At 74.4% G+C, this 26647-nt stretch carries 31 protein-coding genes; 12 read left to right on the top strand and 19 right to left on the bottom strand.

Going from position 1 to position 26647, the window contains the following annotated elements; genetic code table 11:
- The first annotated feature begins 91 nt into the window (after positions 1 to 91).
- From Cch01nite_RS14085 to Cch01nite_RS14075, 3 genes are all read left to right on the top strand, one after another.
- Complete coding sequence (locus tag Cch01nite_RS14085; protein ID WP_373309938.1) at positions 92 to 1543, top strand: lipase maturation factor family protein; 1452 nt, start codon at positions 92 to 94, stop codon at positions 1541 to 1543.
- A 61-nt stretch (positions 1544 to 1604) separates the two neighbouring features.
- The gene (locus Cch01nite_RS14080) at positions 1605 to 1880 is read left to right on the top strand and encodes a type II toxin-antitoxin system TacA family antitoxin (protein WP_203756038.1); all 276 of its coding nucleotides are present in this window, start codon (positions 1605 to 1607) and stop codon (positions 1878 to 1880) included.
- Complete coding sequence (locus Cch01nite_RS14075) at positions 1877 to 2392, top strand: GNAT family N-acetyltransferase (RefSeq protein WP_239070546.1); 516 nt, start codon at positions 1877 to 1879, stop codon at positions 2390 to 2392. Before Cch01nite_RS14080 ends, Cch01nite_RS14075 begins: the two co-directional genes overlap by 4 nt.
- A 46-nt stretch (positions 2393 to 2438) precedes the next feature.
- On the opposite strand, the gene Cch01nite_RS14070 is transcribed toward Cch01nite_RS14075, so the two are convergent.
- The 4 genes from Cch01nite_RS14070 to ligD form a co-directional block, all read right to left on the bottom strand.
- The gene (locus tag Cch01nite_RS14070) at positions 2439 to 3155 is read right to left on the bottom strand and encodes a GNAT family N-acetyltransferase (RefSeq protein ID WP_203756011.1); all 717 of its coding nucleotides are present in this window, start codon (positions 3153 to 3155) and stop codon (positions 2439 to 2441) included.
- A 73-nt stretch (positions 3156 to 3228) separates the two neighbouring features.
- Positions 3229 to 3957: an alpha/beta fold hydrolase gene (locus Cch01nite_RS14065; protein ID WP_203756010.1), complete on the bottom strand. Its 729-nt coding sequence runs from the start codon at positions 3955 to 3957 to the stop codon at positions 3229 to 3231.
- Between the two features lie 154 nt (positions 3958 to 4111).
- Positions 4112 to 5725 (bottom strand): methyl-accepting chemotaxis protein, encoded by a 1614-nt coding sequence (locus Cch01nite_RS14060; protein WP_203756008.1) that lies wholly within the window; start codon positions 5723 to 5725, stop codon positions 4112 to 4114.
- A 123-nt stretch (positions 5726 to 5848) separates the two neighbouring features.
- Entirely contained in the window at positions 5849 to 7321 is a 1473-nt protein-coding gene (gene ligD, locus Cch01nite_RS14055; RefSeq protein ID WP_203756006.1) for a non-homologous end-joining DNA ligase, read from the bottom strand.
- A gap of 53 nt (positions 7322 to 7374) precedes the next feature.
- Between ligD and Cch01nite_RS14050 the strand changes: the two genes are divergently transcribed.
- Positions 7375 to 7668, top strand: a complete 294-nt coding sequence (locus tag Cch01nite_RS14050) for a DUF1905 domain-containing protein (protein WP_203756004.1) — start codon at positions 7375 to 7377, stop codon at positions 7666 to 7668.
- 19 nt (positions 7669 to 7687) lie between these two features.
- Here the strand turns inward: Cch01nite_RS14050 and Cch01nite_RS14045 are convergent, their stop codons facing one another.
- From Cch01nite_RS14045 to Cch01nite_RS14035, 3 genes are all read right to left on the bottom strand, one after another.
- Positions 7688 to 8014: an SHOCT domain-containing protein gene (locus tag Cch01nite_RS14045; protein WP_239070543.1), complete on the bottom strand. Its 327-nt coding sequence runs from the start codon at positions 8012 to 8014 to the stop codon at positions 7688 to 7690.
- Between the two features lie 71 nt (positions 8015 to 8085).
- Positions 8086 to 8751 (bottom strand): response regulator, encoded by a 666-nt coding sequence (locus Cch01nite_RS14040; RefSeq protein WP_203756002.1) that lies wholly within the window; start codon positions 8749 to 8751, stop codon positions 8086 to 8088.
- A complete protein-coding gene (locus tag Cch01nite_RS14035) occupies positions 8748 to 9881 on the bottom strand; it encodes a sensor histidine kinase (protein ID WP_203756000.1) in 1134 nt (377 codons plus the stop codon). Before Cch01nite_RS14035 ends, Cch01nite_RS14040 begins: the two co-directional genes overlap by 4 nt.
- Before the next feature lie 166 nt (positions 9882 to 10047).
- Here Cch01nite_RS14035 and Cch01nite_RS14030 point away from each other — a divergent pair, with 166 nt between their 5' ends.
- Positions 10048 to 10323, top strand: a complete 276-nt coding sequence (locus Cch01nite_RS14030) for a hypothetical protein (protein WP_203755997.1) — start codon at positions 10048 to 10050, stop codon at positions 10321 to 10323.
- Positions 10320 to 10664 carry a hypothetical protein gene (locus tag Cch01nite_RS14025; protein WP_203755984.1) on the top strand — a complete coding sequence of 115 codons (345 nt, stop codon included), beginning with the start codon at positions 10320 to 10322 and terminating at the stop codon, positions 10662 to 10664. Before Cch01nite_RS14030 ends, Cch01nite_RS14025 begins: the two co-directional genes overlap by 4 nt.
- 72 nt (positions 10665 to 10736) lie before the next feature.
- Here the strand turns inward: Cch01nite_RS14025 and Cch01nite_RS14020 are convergent, their stop codons facing one another.
- Entirely contained in the window at positions 10737 to 11579 is an 843-nt protein-coding gene (locus Cch01nite_RS14020; protein WP_203755981.1) for an alpha/beta fold hydrolase, read from the bottom strand.
- Positions 11580 to 11674: 95 nt separating this feature from the next.
- On the opposite strand from Cch01nite_RS14020, the gene Cch01nite_RS14015 reads away from it, so the two are divergent.
- Positions 11675 to 12235 (top strand): TetR/AcrR family transcriptional regulator, encoded by a 561-nt coding sequence (locus Cch01nite_RS14015; protein ID WP_203755979.1) that lies wholly within the window; start codon positions 11675 to 11677, stop codon positions 12233 to 12235.
- 28 nt (positions 12236 to 12263) lie between these two features.
- Here Cch01nite_RS14015 and Cch01nite_RS14010 read toward each other — a convergent pair whose 3' ends face one another.
- Entirely contained in the window at positions 12264 to 12716 is a 453-nt protein-coding gene (locus tag Cch01nite_RS14010; protein WP_203755977.1) for a MarR family winged helix-turn-helix transcriptional regulator, read from the bottom strand.
- 81 nt (positions 12717 to 12797) lie between these two features.
- Here Cch01nite_RS14010 and Cch01nite_RS14005 point away from each other — a divergent pair, with 81 nt between their 5' ends.
- The gene (locus Cch01nite_RS14005) at positions 12798 to 13724 is read left to right on the top strand and encodes a quinone oxidoreductase family protein (protein WP_203755968.1); all 927 of its coding nucleotides are present in this window, start codon (positions 12798 to 12800) and stop codon (positions 13722 to 13724) included.
- Between the two features lie 5 nt (positions 13725 to 13729).
- Here the strand turns inward: Cch01nite_RS14005 and Cch01nite_RS14000 are convergent, their stop codons facing one another.
- Positions 13730 to 14143, bottom strand: coding sequence for a VOC family protein (locus Cch01nite_RS14000; RefSeq protein ID WP_203755966.1), 414 nt, complete (start codon positions 14141 to 14143; stop codon positions 13730 to 13732).
- A 61-nt stretch (positions 14144 to 14204) separates the two neighbouring features.
- Between Cch01nite_RS14000 and Cch01nite_RS13995 the strand changes: the two genes are divergently transcribed.
- Together Cch01nite_RS13995 and Cch01nite_RS13990 are read left to right on the top strand one after the other, a co-directional pair.
- Positions 14205 to 15152, top strand: a complete 948-nt coding sequence (locus Cch01nite_RS13995) for a helix-turn-helix transcriptional regulator (protein ID WP_203755957.1) — start codon at positions 14205 to 14207, stop codon at positions 15150 to 15152.
- Positions 15153 to 15307: 155 nt separating this feature from the next.
- Positions 15308 to 16012, top strand: a complete 705-nt coding sequence (locus Cch01nite_RS13990) for an alpha/beta fold hydrolase (protein ID WP_203755955.1) — start codon at positions 15308 to 15310, stop codon at positions 16010 to 16012.
- Between the two features lie 3 nt (positions 16013 to 16015).
- On the opposite strand, the gene Cch01nite_RS13985 is transcribed toward Cch01nite_RS13990, so the two are convergent.
- The gene (locus tag Cch01nite_RS13985) at positions 16016 to 16669 is read right to left on the bottom strand and encodes a TetR/AcrR family transcriptional regulator (protein WP_203755953.1); all 654 of its coding nucleotides are present in this window, start codon (positions 16667 to 16669) and stop codon (positions 16016 to 16018) included.
- Positions 16670 to 16744: 75 nt separating this feature from the next.
- Positions 16745 to 18256 carry an MFS transporter gene (locus tag Cch01nite_RS13980; protein WP_239070540.1) on the bottom strand — a complete coding sequence of 504 codons (1512 nt, stop codon included), beginning with the start codon at positions 18254 to 18256 and terminating at the stop codon, positions 16745 to 16747.
- Between the two features lie 187 nt (positions 18257 to 18443).
- On the opposite strand from Cch01nite_RS13980, the gene Cch01nite_RS13975 reads away from it, so the two are divergent.
- Positions 18444 to 20255 (top strand): threonine/serine exporter family protein, encoded by a 1812-nt coding sequence (locus Cch01nite_RS13975; RefSeq protein ID WP_203755948.1) that lies wholly within the window; start codon positions 18444 to 18446, stop codon positions 20253 to 20255.
- Between the two features lie 31 nt (positions 20256 to 20286).
- On the opposite strand, the gene Cch01nite_RS13970 is transcribed toward Cch01nite_RS13975, so the two are convergent.
- The 6 genes from Cch01nite_RS13970 to Cch01nite_RS13945 all read right to left on the bottom strand — a co-directional run bounded on the left by Cch01nite_RS13970 (position 20287) and on the right by Cch01nite_RS13945 (position 24337).
- The gene (locus tag Cch01nite_RS13970; protein ID WP_203755945.1) at positions 20287 to 20769 is read right to left on the bottom strand and encodes a GNAT family N-acetyltransferase; all 483 of its coding nucleotides are present in this window, start codon (positions 20767 to 20769) and stop codon (positions 20287 to 20289) included.
- A gap of 19 nt (positions 20770 to 20788) precedes the next feature.
- Positions 20789 to 21553 carry a metallophosphoesterase family protein gene (locus Cch01nite_RS13965; protein WP_239070538.1) on the bottom strand — a complete coding sequence of 255 codons (765 nt, stop codon included), beginning with the start codon at positions 21551 to 21553 and terminating at the stop codon, positions 20789 to 20791.
- 11 nt (positions 21554 to 21564) lie between these two features.
- Positions 21565 to 22284 carry a transmembrane-type terpene cyclase gene (locus tag Cch01nite_RS13960; protein ID WP_239070535.1) on the bottom strand — a complete coding sequence of 240 codons (720 nt, stop codon included), beginning with the start codon at positions 22282 to 22284 and terminating at the stop codon, positions 21565 to 21567.
- A gap of 12 nt (positions 22285 to 22296) precedes the next feature.
- Positions 22297 to 22836 carry a DUF2510 domain-containing protein gene (locus Cch01nite_RS13955; RefSeq protein WP_203755939.1) on the bottom strand — a complete coding sequence of 180 codons (540 nt, stop codon included), beginning with the start codon at positions 22834 to 22836 and terminating at the stop codon, positions 22297 to 22299.
- 2 nt (positions 22837 to 22838) lie between these two features.
- A complete protein-coding gene (locus Cch01nite_RS13950) occupies positions 22839 to 23702 on the bottom strand; it encodes a DUF2510 domain-containing protein (RefSeq protein WP_203755936.1) in 864 nt (287 codons plus the stop codon).
- A 119-nt stretch (positions 23703 to 23821) separates the two neighbouring features.
- The gene (locus Cch01nite_RS13945; protein ID WP_203755934.1) at positions 23822 to 24337 is read right to left on the bottom strand and encodes a hypothetical protein; all 516 of its coding nucleotides are present in this window, start codon (positions 24335 to 24337) and stop codon (positions 23822 to 23824) included.
- Between the two features lie 129 nt (positions 24338 to 24466).
- Here Cch01nite_RS13945 and Cch01nite_RS13940 point away from each other — a divergent pair, with 129 nt between their 5' ends.
- Positions 24467 to 26251, top strand: coding sequence for a lipase family protein (locus tag Cch01nite_RS13940; protein WP_203755931.1), 1785 nt, complete (start codon positions 24467 to 24469; stop codon positions 26249 to 26251).
- Here the strand turns inward: Cch01nite_RS13940 and Cch01nite_RS13935 are convergent.
- Positions 26248 to 26631 carry a MerR family transcriptional regulator gene (locus Cch01nite_RS13935; protein WP_203755928.1) on the bottom strand — a complete coding sequence of 128 codons (384 nt, stop codon included), beginning with the start codon at positions 26629 to 26631 and terminating at the stop codon, positions 26248 to 26250. The two genes, Cch01nite_RS13940 and Cch01nite_RS13935, sit on opposite strands and share 4 nt — an antisense overlap.
- Positions 26632 to 26647 lie beyond the last annotated feature (16 nt).

Here is a 26647-nt window from a genome sequence, read left to right as displayed (position 1 = left end):
GGCGGCGGTGGGGTGGGGCGGCACGGGTGGGCTCGCGGGGCGGCGGGGGGTCCGGGACGCTGGTCGGGTCGGGGTGCAGGTGGTGGTCGCGGTGGAGTGGTTCGACGCCGAGCGGTACACGGTGGCGCGTGCCGTGGTGCAGCGCGGGGTCGCGGCCGTGTTCGTCGTCGGGTTCGTCGTCGTCCTGCGGCAGTTCCGGCCGCTGCTCGGGTCCCACGGGCTGCTTCCGGTGCCGGCGTTCGTCGCGCGCGTGCCGTGGCGGCGGGCGCCGAGCCTGTTCCAGTGGCGGTACTCCGACGGGCTGGTCGTGGCCGTCGGGTGGGTGGGGGTCGTCGTCGGGCTCGCGCTCGTCGCGGGGCTGCCGCAGCGGGCGGCGCCGTGGGTGCCGATGGCCGCGTTCCTGCTGCTGTGGGGGCTGTACCTGTCGGTGGTGAACGTCGGGCAGACGTTCTACGGGTTCGGGTGGGAGTCGCTGCTGCTCGAGGCCGGGTTCCTCGCGGCGTTCCTCGGGTCCGACGACGTCGCGCCGCCGGTCACCGTGCTCGTGCTGCTGTGGTGGCTGGTGCTGCGCGTCGAGCTCGGGGCGGGCCTCATCAAGTGGCGCGGGGACCCGGCGTGGCGGGACCTCACGGCCCTCTACTACCACCACGAGACGCAGCCGATGCCCGGCCCGCTGAGCCGCCTCTTCCACCTGCTGCCGCGGCCGATGCACCGGGTCGAGGTCGCGTCGAACCACGTGGTGCAGCTCGTCGTCCCGCTGTTCCTGCTGGTCCCCGGGCCCGTCCAGGCCGTCGCGGCGGGGCTGATGATCGCCACCCAGCTCTGGCTCGTCCTGTCGGGGAACTTCGCCTGGCTGAACTGGCTGACGATCGTGCTCGCGTTCTCCGCGGTCGACGACCGGGTGTGGTCGACGGTCCTCGGCGTCCACGCCGGCGGGCCGGCCGGCGCCTCGCCCGGGTGGTTCGTCGCCGTCGTGCTCGCCGTGTCCGCGCTGTGCGTGGTGCTGAGCTGGTGGCCGCTGCGCAACCTCTTCTCGCGGCACCAGCTCATGAACGCGTCGTTCAACGTGTGGCACCTCGTCAACGCGTACGGGGCCTTCGGCACCATCGGGCGCAGGCGGACCGAGGTGGTCGTCGAGGGCACCCTCGACCCCGAGCCGAGCCTGGACGCGGCGTGGGAGGAGTACGGGTTCCGCGGGAAGCCCGGCGACGTGCTCCGCCTGCCCCGGCAGTTCGCGCCGTACCACCTGCGCCTGGACTGGCTGATGTGGTTCCTCGCGCTCGGCTCGTCGATCCAGATGCGCTGGTTCCTGCCGTTCCTGCTGCGGCTCCTGGAGGCCGACCCGCCGACGCTGCGGCTGCTCGCGTCCGACCCGTTCGGCGGCGAGCGGCCCCGGTGGGTGCGGGCGCGGCTCTACCGCTACCGGTACGCGAAGCCCGACGAGCGGCGGGCCACCGGGGCGCGGTGGGTGCGGCAGGACGCGGGGCTGATGGTGGACGCGCTGAGCCTCGAGACGTTCGCCCGACGGACGCGGGCACGGTGACTCCCGGAGCGGAGGGCGCCCCCTCGACCTCGTGTGCCTCTCAGGCGTACAGTCTGATCCCATGCGAGCGGCACCGAAGGACGAGCGGATCGCGCTGCGCGTCACCAGGCACCAGAAGCGCACGATCGACCGTGCCGCCGAGGTCCTCGGCCGGAACACGACCGATTTCAGCGTCCAGGTGCTCACCGAACGCGCCGAGGAGGTCCTGTCGGACCGTCGGACGTTCGCGGTCGGCGAGGCGGCATGGGAGCAGTTCGTGGCCGCGCTCGACGCTCCGGCGCGGCCGGTCCCCGCCCTCGTGGAGCTGCTGCAGCACAAGTCCGTGTTCGACGAGTGACGAGGTACACGCGACCCGCTCCTCTGCTGGCGCACCACGACCGCTCGGCGTTCCGGTGCGGTGTCGGAGCGCTCGACGGCTGGTTCCACGACCGGGCGCTGAAGAACGAGGCCGCAGGTGGGTCTCGGACGTTCGTCACGCTCGACGGCGTCGACGGGCCGGTCGTCGGCTACTACAGCCTCGCCTCGTCGTCCGTCGAGCTGTCCGACGCGCCCGGACCGGTCCGTCGGAACATGCCCGACCCGATCCCGGTGATCCTCCTGGGCCGCCTCGCCGTCGACGACCGTCACCAGGGAGCCGGCCTCGGTGCGTCCCTCCTGCAGGACGCGATCAGACGGATCGCGGTCGCGGCCGACGTCGTCGGTGTCCGGGCCGTCCTGGTGCACGCGATCGACGACGCTGCCGCCTCGTTCTACCGGCGGCACGGGTTCGCCGCGTCGCCCATCGACGAGCAGACCCTGTTCCTCCCGATGAAGGCGGTGTATGAGAGCATCCGCGAGGTGGTGCCGTGACGACGAGCCGGCCGCCGCGGGACGGCGGCTGCCCGGAGGCGAGCGGTCAGCCGCCCAGGTTCACCGCGACCTGCGTGCCGAGCCGGACGTAGCCCAGTCGGTCGGCGACCCGGACGGAAGCCACGTTCTCGGGGCGGGCGCGCCACTGGGCGACCAGACCGGCGGTCGTCGCCTGCCGGGTGACGGCTGCTGCCACCGTCGTGGCGAGCCCCTGACCTCGGCGGTCGGCCGCGACGGCGACGCCGACGTGCGCCATCACGTCGTCCCAGACCTCGTACCCGCACGCCGCCGCGGGTCGGCCGGTGGCGTCCGTGAGCACCTGGGCGTCGGTCGCGTCGTCGAGGCCGGACTCCTCGCGCTCCTCGGGCGTGAGGCGGGAGAGGACGTCCTCCAGGTCGGGGCCGAGCGCGGGGCGGACCGCCAGGCCGGGTGCGAGGTGCGGCTCGACGAACGAGGAGGCGTCGGCGTAGGCGAGCCGGGCGCGACCGACGAGGTGCGGGGAGCGTGCGGCGAGGGCTCGCAGCAGCGCGGAGCCGTCGAGCAGCGCACCGTCGGGCAGCGGCCGGAGGTCGGCGAGCGCGGGACCCGGCCCGGTGACGACGACCGCTCCGCCGAGCTCCACGACCACGACCGCGGGGAAGTCAGCCGGGCGTTCGACGAAGGTGGTGCCAGGGGCGTCGAACGTGGTCCGAGGAACCCGGAGGCGGGCCGCCCAGAGGTCGAGGACGGTCCGCTCGGCGGCGGCGCTCAGCGGTCGGGGCACGGGAGGAGTCTGGCGGCACCGGGACGCGGAGCACCACGACGGACACGCTCGCCCGGTGCGCGCTCGCGGCGGATCAGCCGAGCACGCCGGCGAGGAACTGGTCGATCGCGTCCCACGCGGCGTCACGGTCGTGCCCCCTCAGGAGCTCGAGGCCGTGCGCCGTCCCCGGGAACATCACGATCGTCTCGTCGCCCGGGTGCAGCAACCGGAGCTGCTCGGCGTCGTCGCTGTCGAAGAAGTCGTCGTCCGTGCTGCCGAGCTGCAGCAGCGGACCCGTCCACTGCGCGATCCCCGCGGTGCCGTCCAGGCCGGGCAGCGTGATCTCGCCGCCCAGCGTCAGCACGCCGGACGGCGCCGGCTGGACCCGGTACGCCTCCGACAGCGCGACGGCGCCTCCGTACGACGCGCCCCCGAGCACGACCTTCTGCGCACCGGCGTCGCGCAGCGCGGCGGCCGCGAGCGCCGGCAGGTCGGTCCTCGGGTCCGCCCAGTCGTACAGCGCGACCCGGTACCGCGCCGCCAGGCGCGTGGCGTACGGGAGCCACTGGCAGATGTCGCCGTCGTCGTGCGGTCCGAGCACCACACCTCCGGTGCCCGCGCCGATCACGAGGATGCCGACGGGGTCGCCCGTGCTGGTCGTGGCCGTGACGAGCTCACCGCCGGCGTCCGCGGCGCACGCCGGGCGCTCGACCGCTGCCGCGGACGTCACGGGCACCGCCCGGGTCGCCGCCGGACCCGCCGCGTCGCCGCCGGTCGAACAGGCTGCGACCAGCGACGACGCCAGACCGAGGATGCCGATCACCAGCCCGCGTCGGGCCGTTCGGCGACCACTCGTCCGTCCTGCGTCGACCCGCATGCGTGCACTCCCCGGCCTCGTCCGTCGTTCCCGACGACCGCCACGGTAGGCACCGTTCCGGACGGAACCCGTCCGGAAGTGCCACAGCGGGAGAGCCGCGTCAGTACGTGAACGTCTCCACGCGGCCGCGCAGGTCGGCGGCGAGCTTGGCGAGCTCCGCCACCGACGCCCCCATCTCGTTCAGCGCACTCGCACCCACGGCCGCCGCGGTGGCGACTCCCGTGATGTTGTCCGCGATGTCGCCGGACCCGGCGGCGGCCTGCGCGACTCCGCGGGACATCTCGTTGGTGGTGGCCGTCTGCTCCTCGATGGCCGACGCGATGCTCATCTGGAAGTCGTTGATCGAGTCGATGATCGCCGAGATCTCCGCGATGGCGTCGACGGCGCCGGTGGTGTCGGCCTGGATGGCCTCGACCCGGCGGGCGATGTCCTCGGTGGCACGGGCCGTCTCGGACGCGAGCTCCTTGACCTCGCCGGCGACGACCGCGAAGCCCTTGCCGGCCTCCCCGGCGCGGGCCGCCTCGATCGTCGCGTTGAGGGCCAGCAGGTTCGTCTGCTCCGCGATGGACGTGATGACCTTGACGACGTTGCCGATCTCCTGGCTGGACAGCCCGAGGCGCTGCACCCGCTCGTTGGTCACGACGGCCATCTGCGTGGCGCGGCCGGCGACCTTGGCGGCCTCCGACGCGCTCTGCGCGACCTCGCGGATGGCGGACCCCATCTCCTCGGAGCCGAGGGAGACGGACTGGACGTTGCGGGAGACCTGCTCGGCGGCGGCGGCGACGACCCCGGCCTGCGCGCTGGTCTCGTCCTGGGCGGAGCCGACCTGCTGGGAGGCCGCGGAGAGCTGCTCGGCGGCGGCGGCGACGGTCTGGGACGTCTCGACGACGCCTGCGAGGGTCTCGCGGACCGCCGCCTGCGCGACGGCGAGCGCCTCGGCGGTCTGGCCGACCTCGTCGCCCGAGCGGACCTGCGCGGTCACGGTGAAGTCGCCGCGGGCCATGGCCTGCAGCGCGTTCCTGACCTCGTCGACGGACCGGCGGATCCCGCGGGTCACGCGGTAGGTGAGCGCCAGCGCGAGCCCGAGCGCGACGACGAGGCTGCCGACGAGCACGATCACGGCAGTGCCCGCCTGGCGCTGGGACTGCGCGGCGACGTCGGCGACGAGCGCGGTGTTCTGCTCGGCGACCGCGTCGAGGTCGGCGACGTACGTCTCGATCGCGGGCTGCGCGGCGTTGTCGCGGATCCGGCCGTAGGCGAGGAGGTCGCCCTTCGTCGCGGCGGGGACCAGCTGCCCGTCGCGGATCGTCAGGAACGCCTCGTAGTCCGCGAGGAACTGCTTCCACCGCGGGTCGGAGCCGGCGGCGGTGGTGCCGTACGCGTCGATCCCCGCCTGGAGCTCGGCGTCGTTGTCGACGAGCCGCGCCTGCCAGTCGGCCTTGCTCTTCGCGTCGACGGACGCGGCGATCTGGGCGACGATCATGCGCGCCTTGATCTGGTCCTGGTGGACGAGGCCACGGACGTCGACGATGTCCCGCTGACCTGCGGCGATGGTGGCCATGTCGGCCTTCGCGCCGAGCAGCACGGTGGCGGCGAACCCGGCGGACGCCAGGGCGACGGCGCCCGCGACGGCGAAGGTGAGCAGGATCTTCGCCTGCAGGCCGCGGCGGGCGAACCAGCCCGTCGTGCGTCGCGAAGTCGTCTTGCGGGCCATGGGTCGCCTCTCGTCGGTGCTCGGGCGCCTCCGTGTGCGCACCCGTCCGTTCGGCACCGTGATCGGCGTGCTGAGAGGTCGGACCCGTTTTGAATCGTTTTTGAACGGGCGTCCAGGTGCCGCTCAGCTCTCCCGGACGACGTCCGTGACGGCCTTGTCGGGCCGCAGCCCCCGCCACGACGGGTGCCGGAGCCGGCCGTCCGACGTCCACTCCGCGAAGGCCACCTCGCCCACGACCTGCGGCCGGACCCAGTGCACGTCGCGCGTCTCGGCGCCCGGCAGCCGCTCCTCGAACGGCGACCCGGCCACCTCGAGCGGACGGAGCCGGGCGAGCAGCTCGTCGAGCATCCGTCGGGTGAAACCGGTGCCGACCGACCCCGCCGGCCGCAGGACCCCGCCGCCGTCGTGCACGCCCAGCACCAGCGCCCCGAGGGTCTCTGCGCGGGCGCCCTTGCCGGGCCGCCACCCGACGACCACGACCTCCTGCATCCGGACGTGCTTCACCTTGCGCCAGTCCGGCGACCGGCTCCCCGGGCGGTAGCGACCGGTGCGGCGCTTCGCGACGACACCCTCCAGGCCGTTCTCCCGGCTCGCCGCGAGCACGTCGGCGCCCGGTCCGTCGAACGACGGCGGCGTCTGCCACGACCGGCCCGCGAGCCCCAGGCCGTCGAGCAGCGCCCGGCGCTCGTCGTACGGCAGGTCCACGGTCGGACGGCCGTCGAGGTGCAGCACGTCGAACACCAGGTAGACGACGGGGACCGTCTTCGCGAGCCGCCGGGCCGCCGCCGGGTCCTGCACGTGCATCCGCTGCTGCAGCCGCCCGAAGTGCGGCGCGCCTCGCTCGTCGAACGTGACGAGCTCGCCGTCCAGCACCGCCTGCACCGACCCGAGCTGCTCGCCGAGCCCGGCGATCTCCGGGTACGACCGGGTGACGTCCAGGTCGTTGCGCGACATCAGCCGCACCCGCCCGCCGTCCACGTACGCGACGGCCCGCACGCCGTCCCACTTCATCTCGAACGCCCACCCGTCGTCGTCCTCGGGCAGCTCGCCCGGGGTGGCGAGCATCGGGCGCACCAGGTCGGGCAGCGGGGTCCAGTCGTCGCGCGCCGGCGGGTCCATGCGGTGCACCATCCAGCTCCGGCCGTCGTCGGGCCTGCCCTTCGTGCTCGTCGCGAAGAACACGTACCGGCCCTCGACGCGCTCGCCGTGCAGCACGACCTGCACCTCGCGGTCCTCCCACTTCAGCGTCTCGTACGTGCCGCGGTCCCAGATCGTCACCTGCCCGCCGCCGTACTCCCCGGCCCCGATCCGGCCCTCGAACGTCGCGTACTCCAGCGGGTGGTCCTCGGTGTGCACGGCCAGGTGGTTGGTGCCGGGGTCCTGCGGGAGGCCCTTCGGGACGGCCCACGAGACGAGCACGCCGTCGCGCTCCAGACGGACGTCCCAGTGCAGCGCGCGGGCGTGGTGCTCCTGGACGACGAACGTGCTGCCGTCCCCGGTCGGCAGCACCTGGTCGGCCGCGGGCACGGGCTCGGGCGTGCGCGCGAGGTCGCGCTTCGCGCGGTACTCGGCCAGCCGCTCACGACGCTCGGGCACCCGCCGAGTCTGCCGCTGGTCGACGACGGAGGCGATGCGGGACCCTGGCCGGCATGGACCTGCTGGTGCGCGGCGAGATCTGGTACTGGCGCGGGCCTGCGCCGTACCACTACGTCACCGTGCCGGAGCCGCAGAGCGACGACATCCACGACGTCGCCCGCGACGTGACGTACGGGTGGGGGATGATCCCCGTCGTCGCGCAGATCGGCGGCACCACGTGGGAGACGTCCCTGTTCCCGAAGGACGGCCTGTACGTCGTCCCGATCAAGGACGAGGTGCGGGCCGCCGAGGGCCTGGACGTCGGCGACGTGGTGACGGTCGGGCTGGAGGTCCGGCCGCGACGGTGACGAGTCCGCTCCCTCGTCGTCAGGACCGTGGCGCCTCCGACGCGAGCAGGACCTCGAGCCGGGCGCGGTACTCGGACTCGTCGATCTCGCCGCGCGCGTACCGCTCGGCGAGCACGGAGCGCGCACCGCTGGTCCCGCGGCCGTCGCCGTCCCAGCCGCCCCAGTGTCGACGACGCCGGCTCATGAGCGTGAAGAACAGCACGATCAGGCCGAACCAGAACAGGGGGAAGAGCAGGAACCAGGGTCCGGGACCCCAACCCCAGCCCCAGCCGACGGGGTGGGACGCGAGCGTGGTGAGCATGACGACCTCCAGGTGCGGGTGGCGGCCGGCTGTCGACCGCACCACCACCGTCTCCCGTGGCCGGCCTCGCGGTCGTCGTCCGTGCGGACCGTCCTGCCCGCTCCGTCCGGAGCGCCTCAGCCCGCCCAGCCGGGGCGGACCAGACCCGACTCGTACGCGACGACCACCAGCTGCGCCCGGTCGCGCGCGCCGAGCTTCGTCGCCGCCCGCAGCACGTGGGTCTTCACGGTGAGCGGGCTGAGGAACAGCCGTTCCCCGATCTCGTCGTTCGAGAGCCCTTCGGCGACGAGCACCAGGACCTCCCGCTCGCGTGCCGTCAGGTCCGCGAGCGCCGACGGCTCGGGCACCTCCCGGGTCGCGCGCGCGACGGTCGCGAGCAGCCGGCGCGTGACCGTGGGGGACAGGAGCGCGTCACCGGCCGCGACGACCCGCACGGCCCGCAGGAGGTCGGTGGGCTCGGTGTCCTTGACGAGGAACCCCGACGCGCCGCCGCGGATCGCCTCGGCCACGTACTCGTCGAGCTCGAACGTCGTCACGACGACCACGCGGACGCCGTGCGCGCGGGGCTCCTCGACGATCCGCCGGGTCGCGGCCAGCCCGTCGGTGCCGGGCATGCGGATGTCCATGAGGACGACGTCGGGCAGCAGGTCGAGCGCGAGCCGGACCGCGTCGTCCCCGGTCGCCGCCTCGCCGACGACGGTCATGTCGGGCTCCGCGTCGACGAGCGCCCGGAACCCGCCCCGGACCAGCGCCTGGTCGTCGGCGAGCAGCACGCGGATCATCGCGCCGCCCCCGGGATCTCGAGCCGGACCAGGAACTCGGCCCGGTGGTCCACGGTCAGGGCGCCGCCCACGGACTGCGCCCGCTCACGCATCCCTCGCAGGCCGAACCCCTCGACGAGCTCGTCGACCGGCGGCCCGTCGTCGCGCACCTCGAGGACGACCGTCTCGCCGACCGTGAGCCTGACCTGCACGGTCGCACCCGGGGCGTGACGCCGGACGTTGGTGAGCGCCTCCTGCAGCACCCGGTGGACGACGGGTGCGGCGGCGGCCGGCACGACGGCGTCGAGTCCCTCGGCGTCGACGACGAGCCCGTCGGCCCGCGCCCGGTCGACGAGGCTCGACAGGCCGCTGCCCGGGCTCCGCGGCGCCTCCCCGTCGGCCCGCAGCACGCCGAGCACGTCCCGGACCTCGTCGAGCGCGTCACGGCTCGCGTCGCGGATCTCGACCAGCGCGCGCCGGGCCGCCTCCGGCTCCCGGTCCATCAGGTGCAGCCCGACCCCCGCCTGCACCGTGATGCCCGACAGGGAGTGCGCGAGCACGTCGTGCAGCTCGCGCGCGATCCGCAGCCGCTCCGCCGCGACGGCCGACTCCTCACGTGAGACGCGGGCGGCCCGCAGCGCCTGCATCCGCTCGCCACGGCCCCGCGCGCCCTCGCCGAGGAGCATCGCGATCAGGAGTCCGGTGACGGTGAGCGTCGCGTAGACCGGCGAGGGCCCGTCGGGCCGGACCGCCAGCACCCCGACCGCGAGCGCGCCCGCCGTCCCCGCGGCCCAGGCGAGCGCGCGCCGCCGCGTGGCCCCGAGGGCGACGACGACGAAGCAGAGCGGGACGACGGCCGGCCCGGGCTCGTACCCCAGCGCCAGGTACGTCACCGGCCCCGCGACGGCGAGGCACGCCCCGACGACGGCCCGTGCGCCACGCCGGACGACGAGCACGAGCGCCGCGGGCGCGAGCAGCAGGAGCAGGACCGCGAGCCCGTCGAACGCACGGTCCTGCGGGTGCCACGCGTTCGCCCCGGCGCAGCCGAGGACGGTGAACATGCCGAGGAAGGCGGCGGGGACCGCGATCCAGCCGCTCCGGCCGCGTCGCCCCCACGGTGGTCCGGTCCACGGAGCGGGCGCGGGCGTCATCCGTCGACCGTAGCCACGCGCGGAGCAGCTGCGCGTCCTCCGCGGGGAGCGTCGCCGGCGCTCTTTCCGGACGAGGAGACACCTGCCTCCGCGTCCGGCCGGCTCGGACAGCGATGGCGTCTTTCCGCACTACAGAAAGTCGAGTTCTTGTCGTACCGTATGTCTGGTGGCGATCTCCTGGGCGGGCAGCGCCGATAGGCACGGCATCGCCCACGAGGACACGCTCCACGCGATCCAGCACGCCGTGTACGTCGAGACGGAGTTCGACGAGCCCCGGATCCCGGGGCGGATCAGGCCCACGCTCTTCATCGGTCCTCAGCGGCGCCGTGGGGCGCCGCTCCTGGAGGTGATGGTCGAGATCAGCCCGCCACGTGACCTGTTCGTGTTCCACGTGATGCACGCACGACAGAAGCATCTCGACCGGATGGAGGATCAGCCGTGAGCAAGGACTACGAGGCAGCCGCCGACTGGGCGGAACGGGACATGGTGCTGCCGGAGCGCTCGTCGAGCGCGCTGCGCGCGGAGGCAGCCGCTGCATTCGGTCGCGACCTCGTCGAGCGGTCGATGGGACGGCCCCCGCTGCCCGAGGGGGAGCGGCTGTCCGCGACCCAGCAGGTGAGGCTCACCGCCGTGGAGAAGGCGGTCTTCGCAGAGCTGGCGAAGCATCGGGGGACCACGCCGTCCGCGCTCGCGCGGCAGCTCGTGCGCCAGTTCGTCGAGGTGCACGTCGAGGAGCTCGATGCCTCGCACGGCGGCGACCTGTCCGCTCGCCAGAGCGCCTGACGCCGCGATGGCAGAGCGCCCGGCGGCGCACATGTGCACACCGCCGGGCGCTTCGCGCCGGTCGACGGCCGGTCAGCCGGCCAGGAAGGACGTCAGCGCGGCGTTGACCTCGTCGGCGTGCGTCCACAGCAGGCCGTGCGGCGCGCCCTCGACCTCGACGTACTGCGCGTCGGGCAGCGCCTGACGGAAGCGGCGCGCGGTGACGTCGATCGGGAGGATGCCGTCCTTCGTGCCGTGCAGGATGAGGGCGGGCTTGCCGCTCGCGCGCACGGCGTCGACGTCGGCGCGGAAGTCCTCGATCCACGACGGCACGACGGCGTAGGCGGCGACGGGCGCGCTGCCGATCGCGGTGTTCCAGCTGGCGGCGACGGCCTCGGCGCTGATGCGGGTGCCGAGGTTCTCGTCGAGGTTGTAGAAGTCCTTGTAGAACTGCGTGAACCACGCGAAGCGGTCGGCCTTCGCGGCGGCGGCGATGCCGTCGAACACCTCCTGCGGGACGCCCTCGGGGTTGTCGTCGCGTGCGACGAGGAAGGGCTCGACGGACGCGAGGAACGCGAGCTTCGCGACCCGCTCGTGCCCGTAGGTGGAGACGTAGCGGGCGAGCTCGCCGGTGCCCATCGAGAAGCCGACGAGGATGACGTCGCGCAGGTCGAGCGTCTCGAGGACGGTGTTCAGGTCGGCGGCGAACGTGTCGTAGTCGTACCCGGTGCCGACCTTCGACGACCGGCCGAAGCCGCGGCGGTCGTAGGTGAGGACGCGGTAGCCGTCGGCGAGCAGCTCGCGCGTCTGGCGCTCCCAGCTGTGCCCGTCGAGCGGGTAGCCGTGGATGAGGAGGACCGGCTGCCCCGTCCCGTGGTCCTCGTAGTAGAGCTCGACCGGCGTGCTGTTCTCGGTGCCGACGGTGATGTAGCCCATGGTCAGTTCCCCTCTGCGACCTGCGAGAACGAACGTTCTCGCCTGATGTGCCCACCGTAGAGAACGGTCGTTCTCGCGTCAAGTAGACTGCGGGCATGGACGAGACCGAGGCGCGCGAGCGGATCCTCGCGGCGGCGGAGGGCCTGTACTACGCGAAGGGTTTCGCGGCCGTCGGCGTCGACGAGGTGCGCGCGGCGGCCGGCGTGTCGTTGCGACGGCTGTACACGCTGTTCCCGTCCAAGAACGACATCGTCGAGGCCGTCCTGACGCGCAAGCACGACGAGTGGGAAGCCACCCTCGCCGACGCGGTGCGGGCCGCCGGCGACGACCCGCGCGGGCGGCTGCTGGCCGTCTACTCCTACCTGGAGCAGTGGTTCTGCACGGACGGCTTCCGTGGCTGCGCGTTCATCAACGCGTTCGGCGAGCTCGGCGGGACGAACCCGGAGGTGGCCCGGATCGTCCGCGACCACAAGGCCGCGTTCCAGCGGTACATGGCGGCGCTCGTGACCGACGTCGGCGCGTCCGAGCAGCTCGCCGCGCAGCTCGCGATCCTCGCCGAGGGCGCGCAGAGCACCGCCGCGATCTCGGGCGACTCGCGCGCCGCCGCGCAGGCCCGCGCCGCGGCCGAGGTGCTGATCGACGCCGCGGTCGCCTGAGCCTGCACCGGGCCGCGCGCGACGGGCGTCAGGTCGGCCGTGGGCCGTCGGACCCGTCGGGCGCGTCGCCCAGGAGGGTCCCGAGCAGGTCGAGGAGCTGCGCCTGCTGCGGACCCGGGAGCCGGTCGAGGGTGGGCGTGAGCGCGTCCCGGACGTCGAGGAAGGCGGTCCGGGTGAGTGCGTGGCCGGCGGGCGTGAGGACGACGTCGACGGCGCGCCCGTCGTGCGGGTTCCTGTCCCGGGCCAGCAGCCCGCGGCGCTCGGCGCGGTCGATGAGACCGGACATCGTCGACTTGTCCAGGCCCAGGTAGGCCGCCAGGTCGGTCACGCGGGCCCGCCGGTCGCGCAGGATGCCGAGCACCCGGACCTGCGTGAGGGACAGGTCGTGCGTCGCCGCCAGCCGGGTCAGGACGCCGGTCACCTCGAAGGTGGTGCGGACGAGGGCGTCGAGCAGCGCGTCGACCGGGTCCTCGGAGCTCATGCGCCCAGACTAGTTGACATTGGTTGGTAATCCACACCATTCTGGATTGGTTGGTAATCCACACCATCTCCGGAGGTCATCATGCGTGCTGCCGTCCTGTCCGCCCCCGACGCCGTCCCCGGCTACGTCGAGCAGCCCGAGCCCGTCACGGCACGGGACGACGAGGTCGTCGTCGAGGTCCTCGCCGCCGCCGTGCACCACCTGACCCGTTCCCGGGCCACGGGCGCGCACTACAGCAGCACCGGCACGTTCCCCCGGGTGCCCGGCGTCGACGCCGTGGTCCGCGACCCGTCCGGACGCCTCCGGTACGTGGTGCTCGACGACACCACCGCCGGCACGTTCGCCGAGCGCACCGTGATCGACGTCCGGCGCAGCGTGCTCCTGCCGGACGGCGTCGACCCCGTCCAGATCGCCGCCGCGATGAACCCCGGCATGTCGTCCTGGGTCGCGCTGCGCCGCCGCATCGGCTTCACGGCGGGGCAGCGCGTCCTGGTGATCGGCGCGACGGGCAACGCCGGACGCATGGCCGTGCAGGTGGCGAAGCTGCTCGGCGCCGCGCACGTCGTCGCCGCCGGACGGGACACGGGCCGCCTCGCCCCCCTGGCCGCCCTCGGCGCCGACGAGACCTGCACCCTCGACCAGCTCGACCGGGCGGCGGACGTCGACGTCGTCCTCGACTACGTGTGGGGCGAGCCCGCCGCCGACGGCATGGTCGCGATCCTGACCGCGCGCGCCGACCGGCAGGCCCCGCTGACGTGGGTGCAGATCGGCTCCATGGCCGGCCCGACCGCGCCCGTCCCGTCCGTCGCGCTGCGGTCCGCCCGGCTGCAGATCGTCGGCAGCGGCATCGGCTCCGTGCCGGCCGAGGACATCGTCGCCGAGCTCCCCGACCTCGCCGCCGCCGTCACGGCGGGCGCGATCGAGGTGCGGGCACGGGCCGTGCCGCTCGCCGAGGTCGCGGCCGCGTGGACCGCGGACACCGACGAGCGGCTCGTGCTCGTGCCGTAGGTGCGTCAGGCGGACGCGACCTCCACCCAGTGCGGGTTCGTCATCACGCCGAGGACGTTGCCGAACGGGTCGACGACCGACGCCGTCGTGAAGCCGTGCCCGCGCTCGCGGACCGGGTCGTGCACGGTGGCGCCGAGGGCGAGCAGCCGCTCGACGGTGCCGGCGAGGTCGTCGACGTGCCAGTAGACGATCGCGCCGGACGGGCCGCCGGACGCCGGGGCGAACCGGCGGTCGACGATCCCGAGCTCGTCCTCGTGGTCGCCGACCCGGAACTCGACGTACGCGTCGAGGACGAAGTACGGCTCGATGCCGAACAGCTCGGTGTACCAGGCGCGGGCGGCCGCGAGGTCGTCGGCGAAGAACGAGACGGTCGTGAGGCCGCGGAACGAGTGGGTCGTGGTGTGCGTCGTGGTGTCCATGTCTCCACTCTCCGCGGTGAAGTGCTCACCCTCTGAGCACTTCTGATGGGATTCTCGACGTATGCGCGCGGACCGGCTCGTGGCCACCCTCCTGCTCATGCAGCAGCGCGGTCGGGTGACCGCCGCCGAGGTCGCGCGCGAGCTCGAGGTGTCCGTCGCGACCGCCCGACGTGACCTGGAGGCGCTCTCGTCGGCCGGCGTGCCCGTCTACCCGCAGCCCGGCCGCGGCGGGGGCTGGTCGCTCGTCGGCGGCGCCCGCACCGACCTCACCGGGCTGACCGCGTCGGAGGCGCAGGCGCTGTTCCTGCTGGTCGGGCCCACGTCGGGACGGTCCGCGGCGGCGACGTCCGCGCTGCGCAAGCTCGTCCGGGCGCTCCCGGAGACGTTCCGGGCCGACGCCGAGGCCGCCGGGCGGGCCGTGGTCGTCGACCCCGCCGGCTGGGGTGCCGCCGTGCGGCCGCGGCCGCCGTGGGTCGACGAGCTGCAGGACGCCGTCGTCCGGCGCCGCCAGGTGACGCTCACCTACGACGGGCGAGCCGGGGTCACCGAGCGGACGGTCGACCCGTGGGGCCTCGTCGACAAGGACGACGTCTGGTACCTCGTCGCCGGGACCCCCGCCGGGCGGCGCACGTTCCGGGTGGACCGTGTGCGGGCGCTGACGGTGCTCGGGTCGCCGGCGGCGCGGCCCGACGGCCTCGACGTCGCGGCCGTCTGGGAGCAGGTCGTCGACGAGCTGGAGGCGCGGCGCGGACGGGTCTCCGCGACCGTCGCCGTGGCCGGGCCGCTCGTCCGCGTGCTGCGGGACCGGCTCGGGCGGCACGCGAGCGTGCTCGGCGACGCCGACGACGGGCGGGTGCTCGTGCGCGTCTCGTCGCACACCGTGCGGTCCGTCGCCGAGCAGCTCGCCGGGTTCGGGGCGGCCGTCGAGGTGGTCTCGCCGCCCGAGGTGCGGTCCGAGCTGGCGGCACTGGGCGCGGAGCTGCTGGCCCGCAACGCGCCGCCGGGGTGACCGCTCGCTCCCGCCGGCTGAGAACGTGACTTCGGGGTGAGAACGGGACTTTGAAGTGACGTTCTCGCCCCGAAATGACGTTCTCGGTGACCTGCCTGCGGGCGTTGCCTGCGGGCGGGGGTCGGGATGTGGGTGGGCCGGCCTAGCGTCGGGGGATGCGGATCATCCTGGTGCCCGGACTGTGGCTCGACGGTGCGTCGTGGGCGGAGGTGGTCCCGGGCATCGAAGCAGCGGGGCACGTCGCCGAGGCCGTGACGCCGCCCGGTCTCGAGTCGCGCGACGCGGACCGCTCGGGCATCACGCTGCAGGACCACGTGGACGCGCTCGTCGCCCGGGTCGACGCCGCCGACCGGCCGGTCGTGCTCGTCGGGCACTCCGGGGGCGCGTCGGTGGTCTCAGGCGCGGCCGACGCACGGCCGGACCGCGTCGCGCGCGCGATCTACGTGGACGCCGGGCCGGCGGGGGAGGGCGGGATCGTCAACGACGAGCTGCCCGCCGAGAACGGCGAGATCCCGCTGCCCGACCTGGGGGCTTTCGAGGAGCCCGAGCTGCGCGACCTCGACGAGGCGCTCACCGCCCGGTTCCGTGCGATGGCGATCCCGTCGCCGGAGCGCGTCTCGACGGACCCGCTGCACCTCACCGACGAGCGCCGGTACGACGTGCCGACCACGGTCATCGCCACGTCCACGCCCGGCGACCTGCTGCGTCAGTTCATCGCGGGAGGCCACCCGTACGTGCGTGAGCTGTCGCGGATGAAGGACTACGAGATCGTCGACCTGCCCACCGGCCACTGGCCGCAGCTCACCAAGCCCGTCGAGCTCGCCGCGGCGATCGTCGCGGCCGTGGACCGGACGTCGTAGGCGTCAGGCCGTCGTCGGGCGGACCTCGAAGAGGCCCGTGACGAGGTCGCGCAGGGGCGCCTCGAGCTCTGCGGCGGTCGCGTCGCCGAGGGGGTGCACGCCGGGGGTCTTGCGGAGGATCGCGATGCCGAGCGCGGTCGCGACCACGAGCTGCGAGCGCAGCAGCAGGTCGGGGTGCTGCTCGGTGCCCTGCCGTGCGGCGACGTCGGCGAGCCGCTGACCCATGAGGGACAGCGCCTCGACGCGGATGCGCTCGGCGTTCTCGTCGCCGGAGGTCCGCAGCAGCAGGCGCAGCACGTGGCCGGGCTCCTCGCCCCACAGCGACCGGGTCACCTGGCCGCTCAGCACCGCGACCACGTCGTCGAGCCCCGACACGTCAGGGCCGGTGTCCGCGAAGGACTCGGCGGCGCTGTGCAGGCAGGCCTCGAACAGGCCTTCCTTGGAGGAGAAGTACCGGCTGATGAGGGCGACGTTCACGCCGGCGTCGTCGGCCACCTGGCGGACCGTCGTGGCGGCGTAGCCCTGGTCGGCGAAGCGGCGGCGGGCGGCCTGGAGCAGGTCGCGGCGGGTGGCCGCGGCGTCCCGGCGGCGAGCGGTGTCCGGTGCCGGGGGTGCCACGGCCGCGGTGGGCTCGTCGGTGCTGTGTCGCTGCGCCACGTCGTCCTCCTGTGCTCGGCCGTCGTCACCGTAACGCGGGTGGCCGGGGTCGCCCGGCCACCCGCGTGCGCCGGGTCAGTGCCCGGCGGTGAGGGCGTCGAGCTCGGCGTCGACGTCGTCGGCCGAGCCGGCGGAACCGGCCTCGTCGGACGCGCCGGCCCGGGCGCGACGGCTCGGCATGGCGAGCGCGGCGGCGATCGCGAGGACACCGACGGCGGCGCAGACCGCGAACCCGAGCGTGAACGCGTGGTCCGTGGGGATGCCCTGCGGGGTGACGTCGGACGCGATGACGGCGGCGACGACGGCGGTGCCGATGGAGCCGCCGACGGTCCGGACGATCGCGTTGACGCTGGTCGCCTGCCCGGTGTGGGTGGCGGGGACGGCGGCGATGATCGCGTTCGACATGGCGGCGAACACGAGGCCGATCGCGGCACCGCTGAGCAGGCCGGACGCGACGATCTGCCAGAGCTGGTCGTGCGCGACGGCGGGCAGCGCGTAGGCGGCGGTGCCGGCGACGGCCCCGAGGACCATCGGGAGCTTCGCCCCGTACTTGCGGGCGAGGATGCCCGCGACGGGACCGAACACGATGAGCATGAGCGTCGTCGGGAGCAGGAACAGCCCGGCCTGCGTGATCGACTTCCCGAACCCGTACCCGGTGGCCGCGGGGAGCTCGAGCAGCGTGGGGATCACGAGGAACGTGCCGAACATGAGGAACCCGAAGGTGAGGCCGACGGCGTTCGCGGGCCAGACGCCACGGATCGCGAGGAGCCGCATGTCGATGAGGGGCTCGCGGACGCGGAGCTCGACGAGCACGAACGCGACGAGGCCGACGACCCCGACGGCGAACAGCGCGAGCGTCTGCCCGGAGTCCCAGCCCCACGCGCGGCCCTTGCTGATGGCGAGCAGGAGCGACACGAGCGACACGGACAGGACGAACGTGCCGACGAGGTCGAGCCGGCCGGGGGTGCGGACGGGCGACTCGGGGACGCCGACCGCGACACCGACGAGCGCGGCGGCGACGAGCACGAGCGGCAGCCAGAACAGCCACTCCCACGAGAGGTGGTCGACGATCGGGCCGGCGAGCACGATGCCGAGGCCCGCGCCGATCCCGGAGATGGCGGACAGCATGCCGACGGTGACGCTGACACGCTCCTTCGGCAGCTCGTCGCGGACGATGCCGATGGACAGCGGCAGGATCGCACCGGCGGCGCCCTGGAGCACGCGGCCCGCGACGAGCACGGGGAGCGAGGTCGCGAGGCCGGCGACGACGGTGCCCGCGGCGAGGAGCACGAGCACGACGAGCATGATCTTGCGCTTGCCGGCCATGTCGCCGAGCCGCGCGAGGATCGGCGTGAGGACGGACGCGGACAGCAGGTAGGCCGTCATGATCCAGCTGATGTCCGTGACGGACGCCTGCAGGTCGGCGGAGATCGCGGGCAGCGCCGGGGCGACGAGCGACTGCAGCAGCGCGAAGGACAGGCCGCCGAGGGACAGGAACAGCACGACGAGCGTCGTGTTCGCGTGCCGACCGGAGCGTGCGGGGCGCGTGGGGGCGGCCTCCGGCTCCTGCACGAGGGTGGAACTCACAGCGGACTCCCGGTAAGTAAACGAGTGATTACAACGCACGGTACGTCCGGCCCGAGCCGATGTCAACGTGTGTTTACTTGCGCCGAGGACCACGCTCGCCAGGAGCGGCGCGTCGTCCACCGGTACCGTCCGAAGGGCCGGGTGCACCGGGTCCGGCGGGGTCCGGCTGCCGGCAGGCGGAGGCATCGTGACGCGGTCCACGGGCGGGGTGCTCGGCGCGCAGGTCGTGCCCACGCCCGTCTCGACGGCCGACGCGGTGACGCCGACGGTCGGGCCGGAGGAGCCGACGCCCACGCCGACTCCCGAGGTGCCGACCGTCACGCCCGAACCCACCGAGGTGGTCGTCCCGACCGAGTCCGCCGTCGCGCCGGAGCCCGTGCCTACCCCGGAGCAGTCGGCCTCGCAGGAGCCGTCGCAGCCCGCGCCGACGTCCACCTCCACCGTCGACGTGCCGTGGACGAGCGACCCCGCCGTGCAGCAGTCGGACATCCCGTTCGGCGCCATCGTCGTGGCGGTCCTGGTGCTCGTCGGGGCCGCCGTCGCGCTCACGCTCGCGGTGCGACGCGCCCGGGCCGCCCGGGCGGTCACCGGGAGGGTGGGGGTCCGGGAGCCGGCGGCCCTCACGACGGCGATCGGCGTGCTCGACGCCGACACCCGGCCCACCGTCGTCCTGCCGCGGTCCTCGTCGGACGAACCGACGACGGTCCTGGGGGCGGTGCCCGTCGCCGACCCCACGAGGACCGGGCCCGTGCCCGCCGACCGGGACCCCGCGATCGACACGGTCCGGTTCCTGCTGGTCCTCGGCGAGGCGATGGTCGACTCCAGCGCGCCCGTCGTCCAGGTGACCCAGACCCTCGAGCGCGTGGGCGCGATCAACGGCGCACCCGACGCCGAGGTCGTCGCGCTGCCCACCGCCCTGCTCGTCTCGGTGCCGGGCAGGACGACCACGCAGACGGCGGCGTCGACCGCGGGCTGGCGGCAGCTGCGGCTGCACCAGGTGCAGGACGTGCTCGCCGTCGCGGACCTCGCCGAGAGCGGGGCGATCGGACCCGTCGAGGGCACGGCCCGCATCCGGGAGGCCGTCGAGGCGCCGCCGCTGTACCGGGGCCGCACCCGCGTCCTCGGGTACGTGGCGGTGTGCGCGGGGCTCGCGATGATCCTCGGTGGCGGCGTGCTCGACGCGGTCGTCGCGGCCGTGCTCGGCGCCGTCATCGCGGGCATCCAGCTCGCGGCCGCCCGGATGCCCGCCGCCTACCAGGCGCTCGTGGTGCTGACCTGCGCGTTCGTCGCGTCCGGCGCGGTGTTCCTGCTCGCGCGGACGGGTCTCGGGATCGGGCTGCTCGCCCCGCTCGTCGCGCCGCTGGTCACGTTCCTGCCGGGAGCGCTGCTCACGACCGCGGCGATCGACCTCGCCACCCGGCAGATGATCGCCGGGTCCGCACGGCTGGCCGCCGGCGGGATGCAGCTCGTGCTGCTCGCGCTCGGCATCACGGGTGCCGCGGCCCTCGTCGGGGTCCCCGCGGCGGAGCTCGGCGCGGCCGCGGAGCCGCTGCTGGGGTGGTTCGGGCCGTGGCTCGGGGTGCTCGTGTTCGGCGTCGGCGTCGTGTTCCACCACTGCGCGCGGCGGCCGGCGCTGCCGTGGATCCTGCTGGTGCTCGTCGTCGCCTACGCGGGCCAGGTGCTCGGCGGGCTGTTCTTCGGCGGGGCGTTCTCCGCGTTCGTCGGGGCGCTGCTCATGACACCCGTCGCGATGTTCGCCGCGACCCGCCCGACGGGACCGCCGACGCTCGTCGGGTTCCTGCCCGGCTTCTGGCTGCTGGTGCCCGGGGCGCTCGGGCTGGTGGGAGTCACGTCGATCCTGGGCGACAGCGCCGACGCGCTCTCCACGGTCGTCACCGCGGGCATCACGATGGTCGCGATCTCCCTCGGCGTGCTGGCGGGCATCGCCCTCGGCTCCGCCATCGGCCGCCCGGGCAACCCCGGCCTGGCGAAGTTCTGACGGCACCGGGCTCGGCAGCCGCCCGGACGGGTCAGAGCTCGCGGAGCATCGTGTCCGAGCCGCCGTTGCGGCCGACCACCACGAAGCCGTGCCGCACGTACAGGGACCGGGCGGCGGTGTTGCCGTCCTCGACGCTCAGGCTCACCGCCGTCACGCCGAGCGCACGGGCCCGGTCGAGGATCCCGGCGAGGAGCGCCGACCCGACACCGCGGCCCCGCGCACCCGGCAGGACGGCCATCGTCAGCTCGGGCACGTCGTCCGCGACCCAGCCGTAGCCCGGTTCGGTGGCGGGCAGCGGGCGTGCCCAGATCGCGCCGAGCACCACGCCGTCGTCGTCGACCGCCACGATGCCCACGTCGTCGGGCCGCTTCCAGCCGCCGAGGTAGCGGACGGTGTGCGGGTCGGTGGTGAGCCACTCGCGCGTGAACCGGGGCTCGCCGGTCCAGTTGTAGGCCTCCAGCAGCACGTCGAGCAGGAGGTCGCGGTCGTCGTCGGTCGCGTCTCGCAGGTGCACGGGGACCACCGTAGGGGTGTCAGGCGTCGGTGAGCAGCCCTCGTTCGGCGTGCAGCCCCCGGTACACGGCGGTGCGCAGCTCGACGGCGTACGCCGCGAGCTCCGGCATCCCGGCCGCGGTCGCCACGGCGATCTCCGCCTCGATGTCGTACGGGACGCGGACGACCTGGTAGCCGAACACGTCGGACGTGGTCCCGCCCGGCGTGCCCTCGAGGATCACGTACGCGGCCGTCGGCTCGTCGAGGGGGTTCCCGACGCTGCCGACGTTGAGCAGCGTCCGGCCGTCGCGCACCTCGACGTACGTGTCGTGGACGTCGCCGTACGCGACGAGGTCCGGGGTCGGGCCGTCCCCCGTGAGCTCCGTCGCCGCGAACATCCCGTCGAACTCGTCGTCCGTGTGGTGGAAGAACACCTTCGTGTAGAGGCTCGCCGCGGAGGCGTGCAGGAACCGGAGCCGCCGGCCGCTCAGCGTGAGGTCGTGCACCAGCGGCAGGCCCCGCAGCCAGAGGCGGTCGTCGTCGGTGAGCTCCGCGTTCCACCACGCCAGCCCGGGGCTCTCGTGGTCGGGCGGCACGTCGGGCAGGAAGTCGTCCCAGTTGCCGCGCACCGTCACCGCGCACCGCGCCCGGCTCAGGGCCACCGCCGCGGACCCCCGCGGACCCTTCCCGGCGACGTCCCCGAGGTTGAGGACCGTGGTGATGCCGCGGGCGTCGACGTCCCGCAGCACCGCCTCGAACGCCGTCAGGTTCCCGTGCACGTCGGACAGCACCGCGATGCGCTCCACGCCGGACATCCTCACACCCCGGCCGGGACGGCCGGAGCGGATTCCCGCGAGCGGACCACGGCGGGCGCGCGCCAGACGAGCCACACGTACACGGAGTCGAGCACCGCGCACAGCACGCCCAGGCCGAGGATGAACGCCGACCCCTCGATCGCCCCGAACAGGACCGTGGGCGCGGCCGTGCCGACGAGCTTCGCGACGGCGATCGTCCGCGACTGCCCCCGCAGGCCGCGGCGGGCCACGAACATCGCGACGAACAGCCCGGACATGAGCAGGTTCTGCAGGAACGCCGAGTACCGGGCCGCGTCGTGCGCGCCGAACTCGTCGAGGAACAGCAGCTGCACCGCGAACGCCGTCACGAACAGCAGCACGCTCCACCCGACGAACAGGCCGCGGGTGACGAACCCCGGCAGCTCCGACCGGCCGAACCGGAAGAACGTCACGACGATCACCACGTCGGCGAGCGCCCACGTCGCGTTGACGAACGTCTGCACGTCCACGTCCGACAGGCTCTGGACCGTGTAGACGACCTCCCACGCGAAGTTCAGCGCGAGCGCGGCGACGGGGATCGCGTACGTCCGCTGCCGGAACCCGATCCGGATCGCCGCGACGTACACGACCGTCCAGGCCACGCCGCTGACGAGGGTGAGGAACAGGTCCATCGCGCTCCCGGACGGCTGGAGGTGGGTGAGGCCGTGCGGCCAGTCTCCCGGGCCGTTCGCCCGGTCCGCCACCCCGCGCGACGCTCAGACCCGGGGCACCTGGCCCTCCCAGAGCCCGGGCGTCTCCGTGGGGGCGGTCACCCTGGTGTACGCCGCCAGGGTCGTTCCGGCGCTGCCCCGCTCGCGCCGCCGTCGTCGTCGAGCCGTCGCGGCGATGACCTGGGCCACTCCGCTGACCACCATGAGCACGCCGAGCGCGACCGCCATCCAGAGCGTCGGGCCGTCGTCGCGCGCGCGCTCGCCCGTGAGGGCCGCGGAGAGCACGAGCGTCCAGACGGTCCCGAAGAGGACCATGTACAGCCCCCTGCCGACGGTGGGCCTGCGGTACCGGGCCAGGAGCCGCGCCCGCCGGGCCGCCTCCGCGTCACCGGGCTCCGTCGCGAGCCCGACGAACGTCGTCCTGTGACCTGGCCCCTGCTCGTGGGGCGCTCGCCACGCGTCGGCCGGCGGCGGGTACGGCCGCGAGTCGGCGGTCCATCGGGACCCGTCCCAGTAGCGCTCGAAGGAGGCGCCGGACGGGTCCGGGTAGAAGCCGCTCGGTGGCAGCCGGGCGTCGTCCGTCATGCTCAGCCCTGCGGCGTGGCCCGGCTGCGGAGCCCGCGCCACAGCAGCCAGCCGCCCGTGCCGAGCGCCGCGGCCCGCATGACGAACCGGACCGCGGAGACCACCGTGATGACGAGGCCGAGCGCGAACATCCCCCACGGGATGAGCCGCATGCCGAGCGACTCAGGCACCTCGGCGTTGCCGGGGTCGGCGGGGTCGTACTTGACGTCGACGTACGAGCCTCGGCCCTTGCTGCACAGAGAGGAGGACGTGTAGCCGGGGCTGACCTGGTAGGTCGTCCCGTCGACGACGTACTCCGCCCGGATGCCGCAGGAGCGACCGCCCGACGTCGACGAGGACGTGTACACGTCGATCACCTTCGCCGACGTCGAGACCGCGTGCGGGATGTCCTTCGGCATCGACAGCAGGGCGATGCCCAGGGAGATGGCGGCGAGCAGCAGGCCGAACCCGACCCCCTTGAGCGCGCCGAAGATCCCCGGACGGCTGTCGCTCCCGGGCTTGTCGAGGCCCACCAGGCCCTCGGCCAGCAGCGCACCGCCCGCGACCGTGTCGACGGTCTGCTGGTGGCCGCGGTAGAAGTCCTGGCCGGCGCCGAGCACCCCCCGGTCCTGGACGGCGGTGCGGCCGTGCGCCGCCTGCTCGGCGGCGGCCGTGAGGAGGGTGCCGACGAGCGAGCCGATCGCGGCGGCGGGCGCGCCCGGGGTGGCGAAGCCGGGCGGCGTGCCCGGGCCCGACGGCGTCGGGACGGCCGTGGGTGGCCCGAACGGCTGGGTCTGCGCGGTCCACGCGGTGCCGTCCCAGAAGCGCTGCTGGGGGGCGCCGGACGGGTCCGGGTAGTAGCCGGCGGGAGGCTGGGGCTGGGTCACGAGCGCACCGTAGGGGCGGGTGCGGTGCGGTCGGCAGGGCCCGTGGGGTGGACGTCCGGCGACGGCGTCCGATCCGTCCCGGTGTGGCGGGGAACGTCCCCCCGGACCCGCGGGTGAAGTCAGTGCTGCACGATCTTCAGCAGGATCACGACGAGCCCGAACCCGCCCGCGACGGCCGTCTCGCCGACGAGCTTCCAGCCGCGCGCCCCCGCCTTGCCGGCCGCGACAGCGGCGGAGCCCATGAGCAGCACGACGGTGAACAGCAGCGCCCGCAGCGCCGCCGTCGACACGTCCTGCCCGAACAGGCGCACGACCACGAACGCGAGCAGCGGTGCCGCGCTCCCGTACAGCACCCCGAGGTTGTTCCCGAGGGCGTGCCGCAGCCGGTGCCCGGTGCTGTGCTCGGTGTCCTCGAACCGTCCGCCGATCGCCTCCGCGTACACGTGCGCGAGCCAGTAGGTCACCGCGACGATCGCCGTCGAGACGACGACGTTCTCGCCCGCCTCGACGTGCGCGCTCGTCACCGCGAGGACCGCGCCGGACACGACCGCGCCGTACAGGACCTCGGCCGGCCCCGAGGAGCGCATGAACGCGTCGAACCGGTGCAGGTGCTTGCGCTGGCGGTGGAGGAACATCGGCCGCTCCCGGGACGGAGGTGGGTCGCGCCCATCGTGGCGCACGGGCAGGCCGCACGACACCCGGCACGGGTCCGGCGGCGACGCCACAATGGGCCCGACGGCGGCGGCCCGGCGAGGCGGTGGCGCGTGGCGGAGACCTCGGAGGCGACGACGCCGCTGGTGCGCCTGCGGGACGCCCGGCTGCAGTGGTGGGGGCGTCTGCTCGTCGGGGCCGCGCTCGTCGGCGTCGGCGTCGTGCTCGTGGTGCACCTGACGGCGTCGGTCGCGGTGCTGTCGGTGCTCGTCGGCATCGGGCTGATGCTCGTCGCCGCCGACCGGGCGGTGTGGTCGTTCCGGTCGCCGCTGCCACGGCTGGAGCGGGTGCTCGCGGCGCTGCTGCTCGTCCTCGCGGTGGTGTCGCTGGTGTGGCAGGGGACGACCGTGCCGTTCCTCGCGGTCACGCTCGCGGTCGCGTCGTTCGTCGTCGGCGGGACGGCCGTGGTCGGCGGCCTGGTCGGCACGCGCGAGCGCCGGGCGGCGGCGGTGGTCCTCGGGGTCGCGCAGGTGCTCGTCGGGCTGCTGGTGCTGCTGTGGCCGCGGCTGTCGGTGTTTCTCGTGGGGCTCGCCCTCGGGGGGTGGCTCGTACTGCTCGGCGTCCGGGACGTCCTCGCGGGTGTCGGGCAGCTCGTCGGGCGCGGGCGCACCCGCCGCCGGGACGCGCCACGACGTCCCCGGCGAGAGCTCCTGGGCGCGGTCGCGGCGCTCGTCGTCGCGGCGCTCGTGCTCGGACTCAGCGCGTGGCTGCGCGCCGGCGACCCGACGCTCGTCCCGGACGCGTTCTACACGCCGCCCCGCGACGTCCCCGTCGAACCCGGCAGCCTCGTGCGCAGCGAGCCGTTCACGCACGGCGTGCGGGCGGGCCAGGAGGGCTGGCGCATCCTCTACACGACCACCGGCGCGCACGACGAGCCCACCGTGGCGAGCGCCCTCGTGCTCGCCCCCGCCGACCGGACCGGCGAGCCGCTGCCGGTGCTCTCGCTCGCGCACGGCACGACCGGGGTCGTCCCGGGCTGTGCGCCGTCGCTGCTCGACGACCCGTTCGCCACCGGCCTGGAGCGCACCCTGTCGACGATGGTCGACGACGGCTGGGCGGGCGTCATGACCGACTACGAGGGCCTCGGGACGGCCGGGCCGCACCCCTATCTCGTCGGGACCGCCGAGGCGTACGACGTGCTCGACGCCGTCCGGGCCGCACGTGCGCTCGACGACCTGGAGCTCGGCGACGACACGGTGGTGTGGGGGCACTCGCAGGGCGGCGGCGCCGCGTTGTGGACGGGGATCGTCGCCCCGCGGTACGCGCCCGACGTGCACGTGCTCGGGGTCGCCGCCGCCGCACCGGCCGCCGACCTCGCGGCGCTCGCGGCCGGGGTCAAGAACACCGCGGCCGGACGGGTCGTCAGCGCGTACCTCGCCCAGGCGTGGAGCGACGTGTACGACCTCGACCTGACCTCGATCGTCGCGCCCGGGTACGTGCCGGTCGTCCGGCGGGTCGCGGACCGGTGCCTGTGGGGGCGGGACGCCGTGGCGAACGTGCTGTTCAGCACCCAGCTGTCCGGACCGGTGATCCGGCCGTCCGCGCTGGAGGGCGAGACCGGCCGGCTGCTCGAGGAGAACTCCCCGCACGGCACGAGCGCGGCGCCCGTGCTCGTCGGGCAGGGGGAGGCGGACCGGCTCGTGCTGCCGGGGCCGCAGGACGCGTTCGTCGCGCAGTGGTGCGCGACCGGGCAGGCCGTCGACTACCGGACCTACCCGGGGCTCGACCACGTGCCGATCGTCGAGAGCGGCTCGCCGTTCGTGCCCGAGCTCGTGGCGTGGACCGAGGACCGGCTGGCCGGGCGGGTGGCGACGCCGACGTGCGGCGCGGGGAGCTAGCGCGCACCCTCCAGGACGCTCGTCGCGTGCTCGGTGCGCTGCAGGTAGTCGAGGAGGGTGCGCCGGCTCTTCGTCAGGCACGCGATGCGCTCGTCGAGCCCGGTGAGCTCCTCCGCGAGCATCTCGGCGACCTGCCGGGTGCACGACGGGGCGAGGTCGTCGGCGCGGACGTCCTCCAGGTCGAGCAGCACCCGGGCCAGCCGGGTCGGGACCCCGGCGCGGACGAGCCCGACGACCTGCTCGACGCGGGCGACGTCCTGCTCGTCGTACGTGCGGTAGGTGTTCGTGGACCGGGCCGGGGCGATGAGCCCCTGCTCCTCGTAGTACCGCAGCAGCCGGGTCGAGACGCCGGTGCGACGGGACAGCTCACCGATCTTCATGCCGGTCCTCCGGTCC

Origin of the sequence: Cellulomonas chitinilytica (assembly GCF_016862675.1) — a bacterium.
Classification (GTDB): Bacteria; Actinomycetota; Actinomycetes; order Actinomycetales; family Cellulomonadaceae; genus Cellulomonas; species Cellulomonas chitinilytica.
The sequence above is the reverse complement of the archived record's forward strand: the minus strand, read 5'-3'. Positions and strand labels throughout refer to the sequence as shown.

Excerpts from the sequence above, each read along its gene's own strand:
- Cch01nite_RS14040 (WP_203756002.1), bottom strand. The coding sequence starts at position 8,751 with ATGATCCGCGTGCTGCTCGCCGACGACCAGGCGCTGGTCCGGGGCGGG.
- Cch01nite_RS14060 (WP_203756008.1), bottom strand. The coding sequence starts at position 5,725 with ATGGCCCGCAAGACGACTTCGCGACGCACGACGGGCTGGTTCGCCCGC.
- Cch01nite_RS14005 (WP_203755968.1), top strand. The coding sequence starts at position 12,798 with ATGCGTGCTGCCGTCCTGTCCGCCCCCGACGCCGTCCCCGGCTACGTC.
- Cch01nite_RS13945 (WP_203755934.1), bottom strand. The coding sequence starts at position 24,337 with ATGTTCCTCCACCGCCAGCGCAAGCACCTGCACCGGTTCGACGCGTTC.
- Cch01nite_RS14000 (WP_203755966.1), bottom strand. The coding sequence starts at position 14,143 with ATGGACACCACGACGCACACCACGACCCACTCGTTCCGCGGCCTCACG.
- Cch01nite_RS13990 (WP_203755955.1), top strand. The coding sequence starts at position 15,308 with ATGCGGATCATCCTGGTGCCCGGACTGTGGCTCGACGGTGCGTCGTGG.
- Cch01nite_RS14035 (WP_203756000.1), bottom strand. The coding sequence starts at position 9,881 with ATGACGCCCGCGCCCGCTCCGTGGACCGGACCACCGTGGGGGCGACGC.
- Cch01nite_RS13995 (WP_203755957.1), top strand. The coding sequence starts at position 14,205 with ATGCGCGCGGACCGGCTCGTGGCCACCCTCCTGCTCATGCAGCAGCGC.
- Cch01nite_RS14010 (WP_203755977.1), bottom strand. The coding sequence starts at position 12,716 with ATGAGCTCCGAGGACCCGGTCGACGCGCTGCTCGACGCCCTCGTCCGC.
- Cch01nite_RS13935 (WP_203755928.1), bottom strand. The coding sequence starts at position 26,631 with ATGAAGATCGGTGAGCTGTCCCGTCGCACCGGCGTCTCGACCCGGCTG.
- Cch01nite_RS14080 (WP_203756038.1), top strand. The coding sequence starts at position 1,605 with ATGCGAGCGGCACCGAAGGACGAGCGGATCGCGCTGCGCGTCACCAGG.
- Cch01nite_RS13955 (WP_203755939.1), bottom strand. The coding sequence starts at position 22,836 with ATGACGGACGACGCCCGGCTGCCACCGAGCGGCTTCTACCCGGACCCG.
- Cch01nite_RS14050 (WP_203756004.1), top strand. The coding sequence starts at position 7,375 with ATGGACCTGCTGGTGCGCGGCGAGATCTGGTACTGGCGCGGGCCTGCG.
- Cch01nite_RS14020 (WP_203755981.1), bottom strand. The coding sequence starts at position 11,579 with ATGGGCTACATCACCGTCGGCACCGAGAACAGCACGCCGGTCGAGCTC.
- Cch01nite_RS14015 (WP_203755979.1), top strand. The coding sequence starts at position 11,675 with ATGGACGAGACCGAGGCGCGCGAGCGGATCCTCGCGGCGGCGGAGGGC.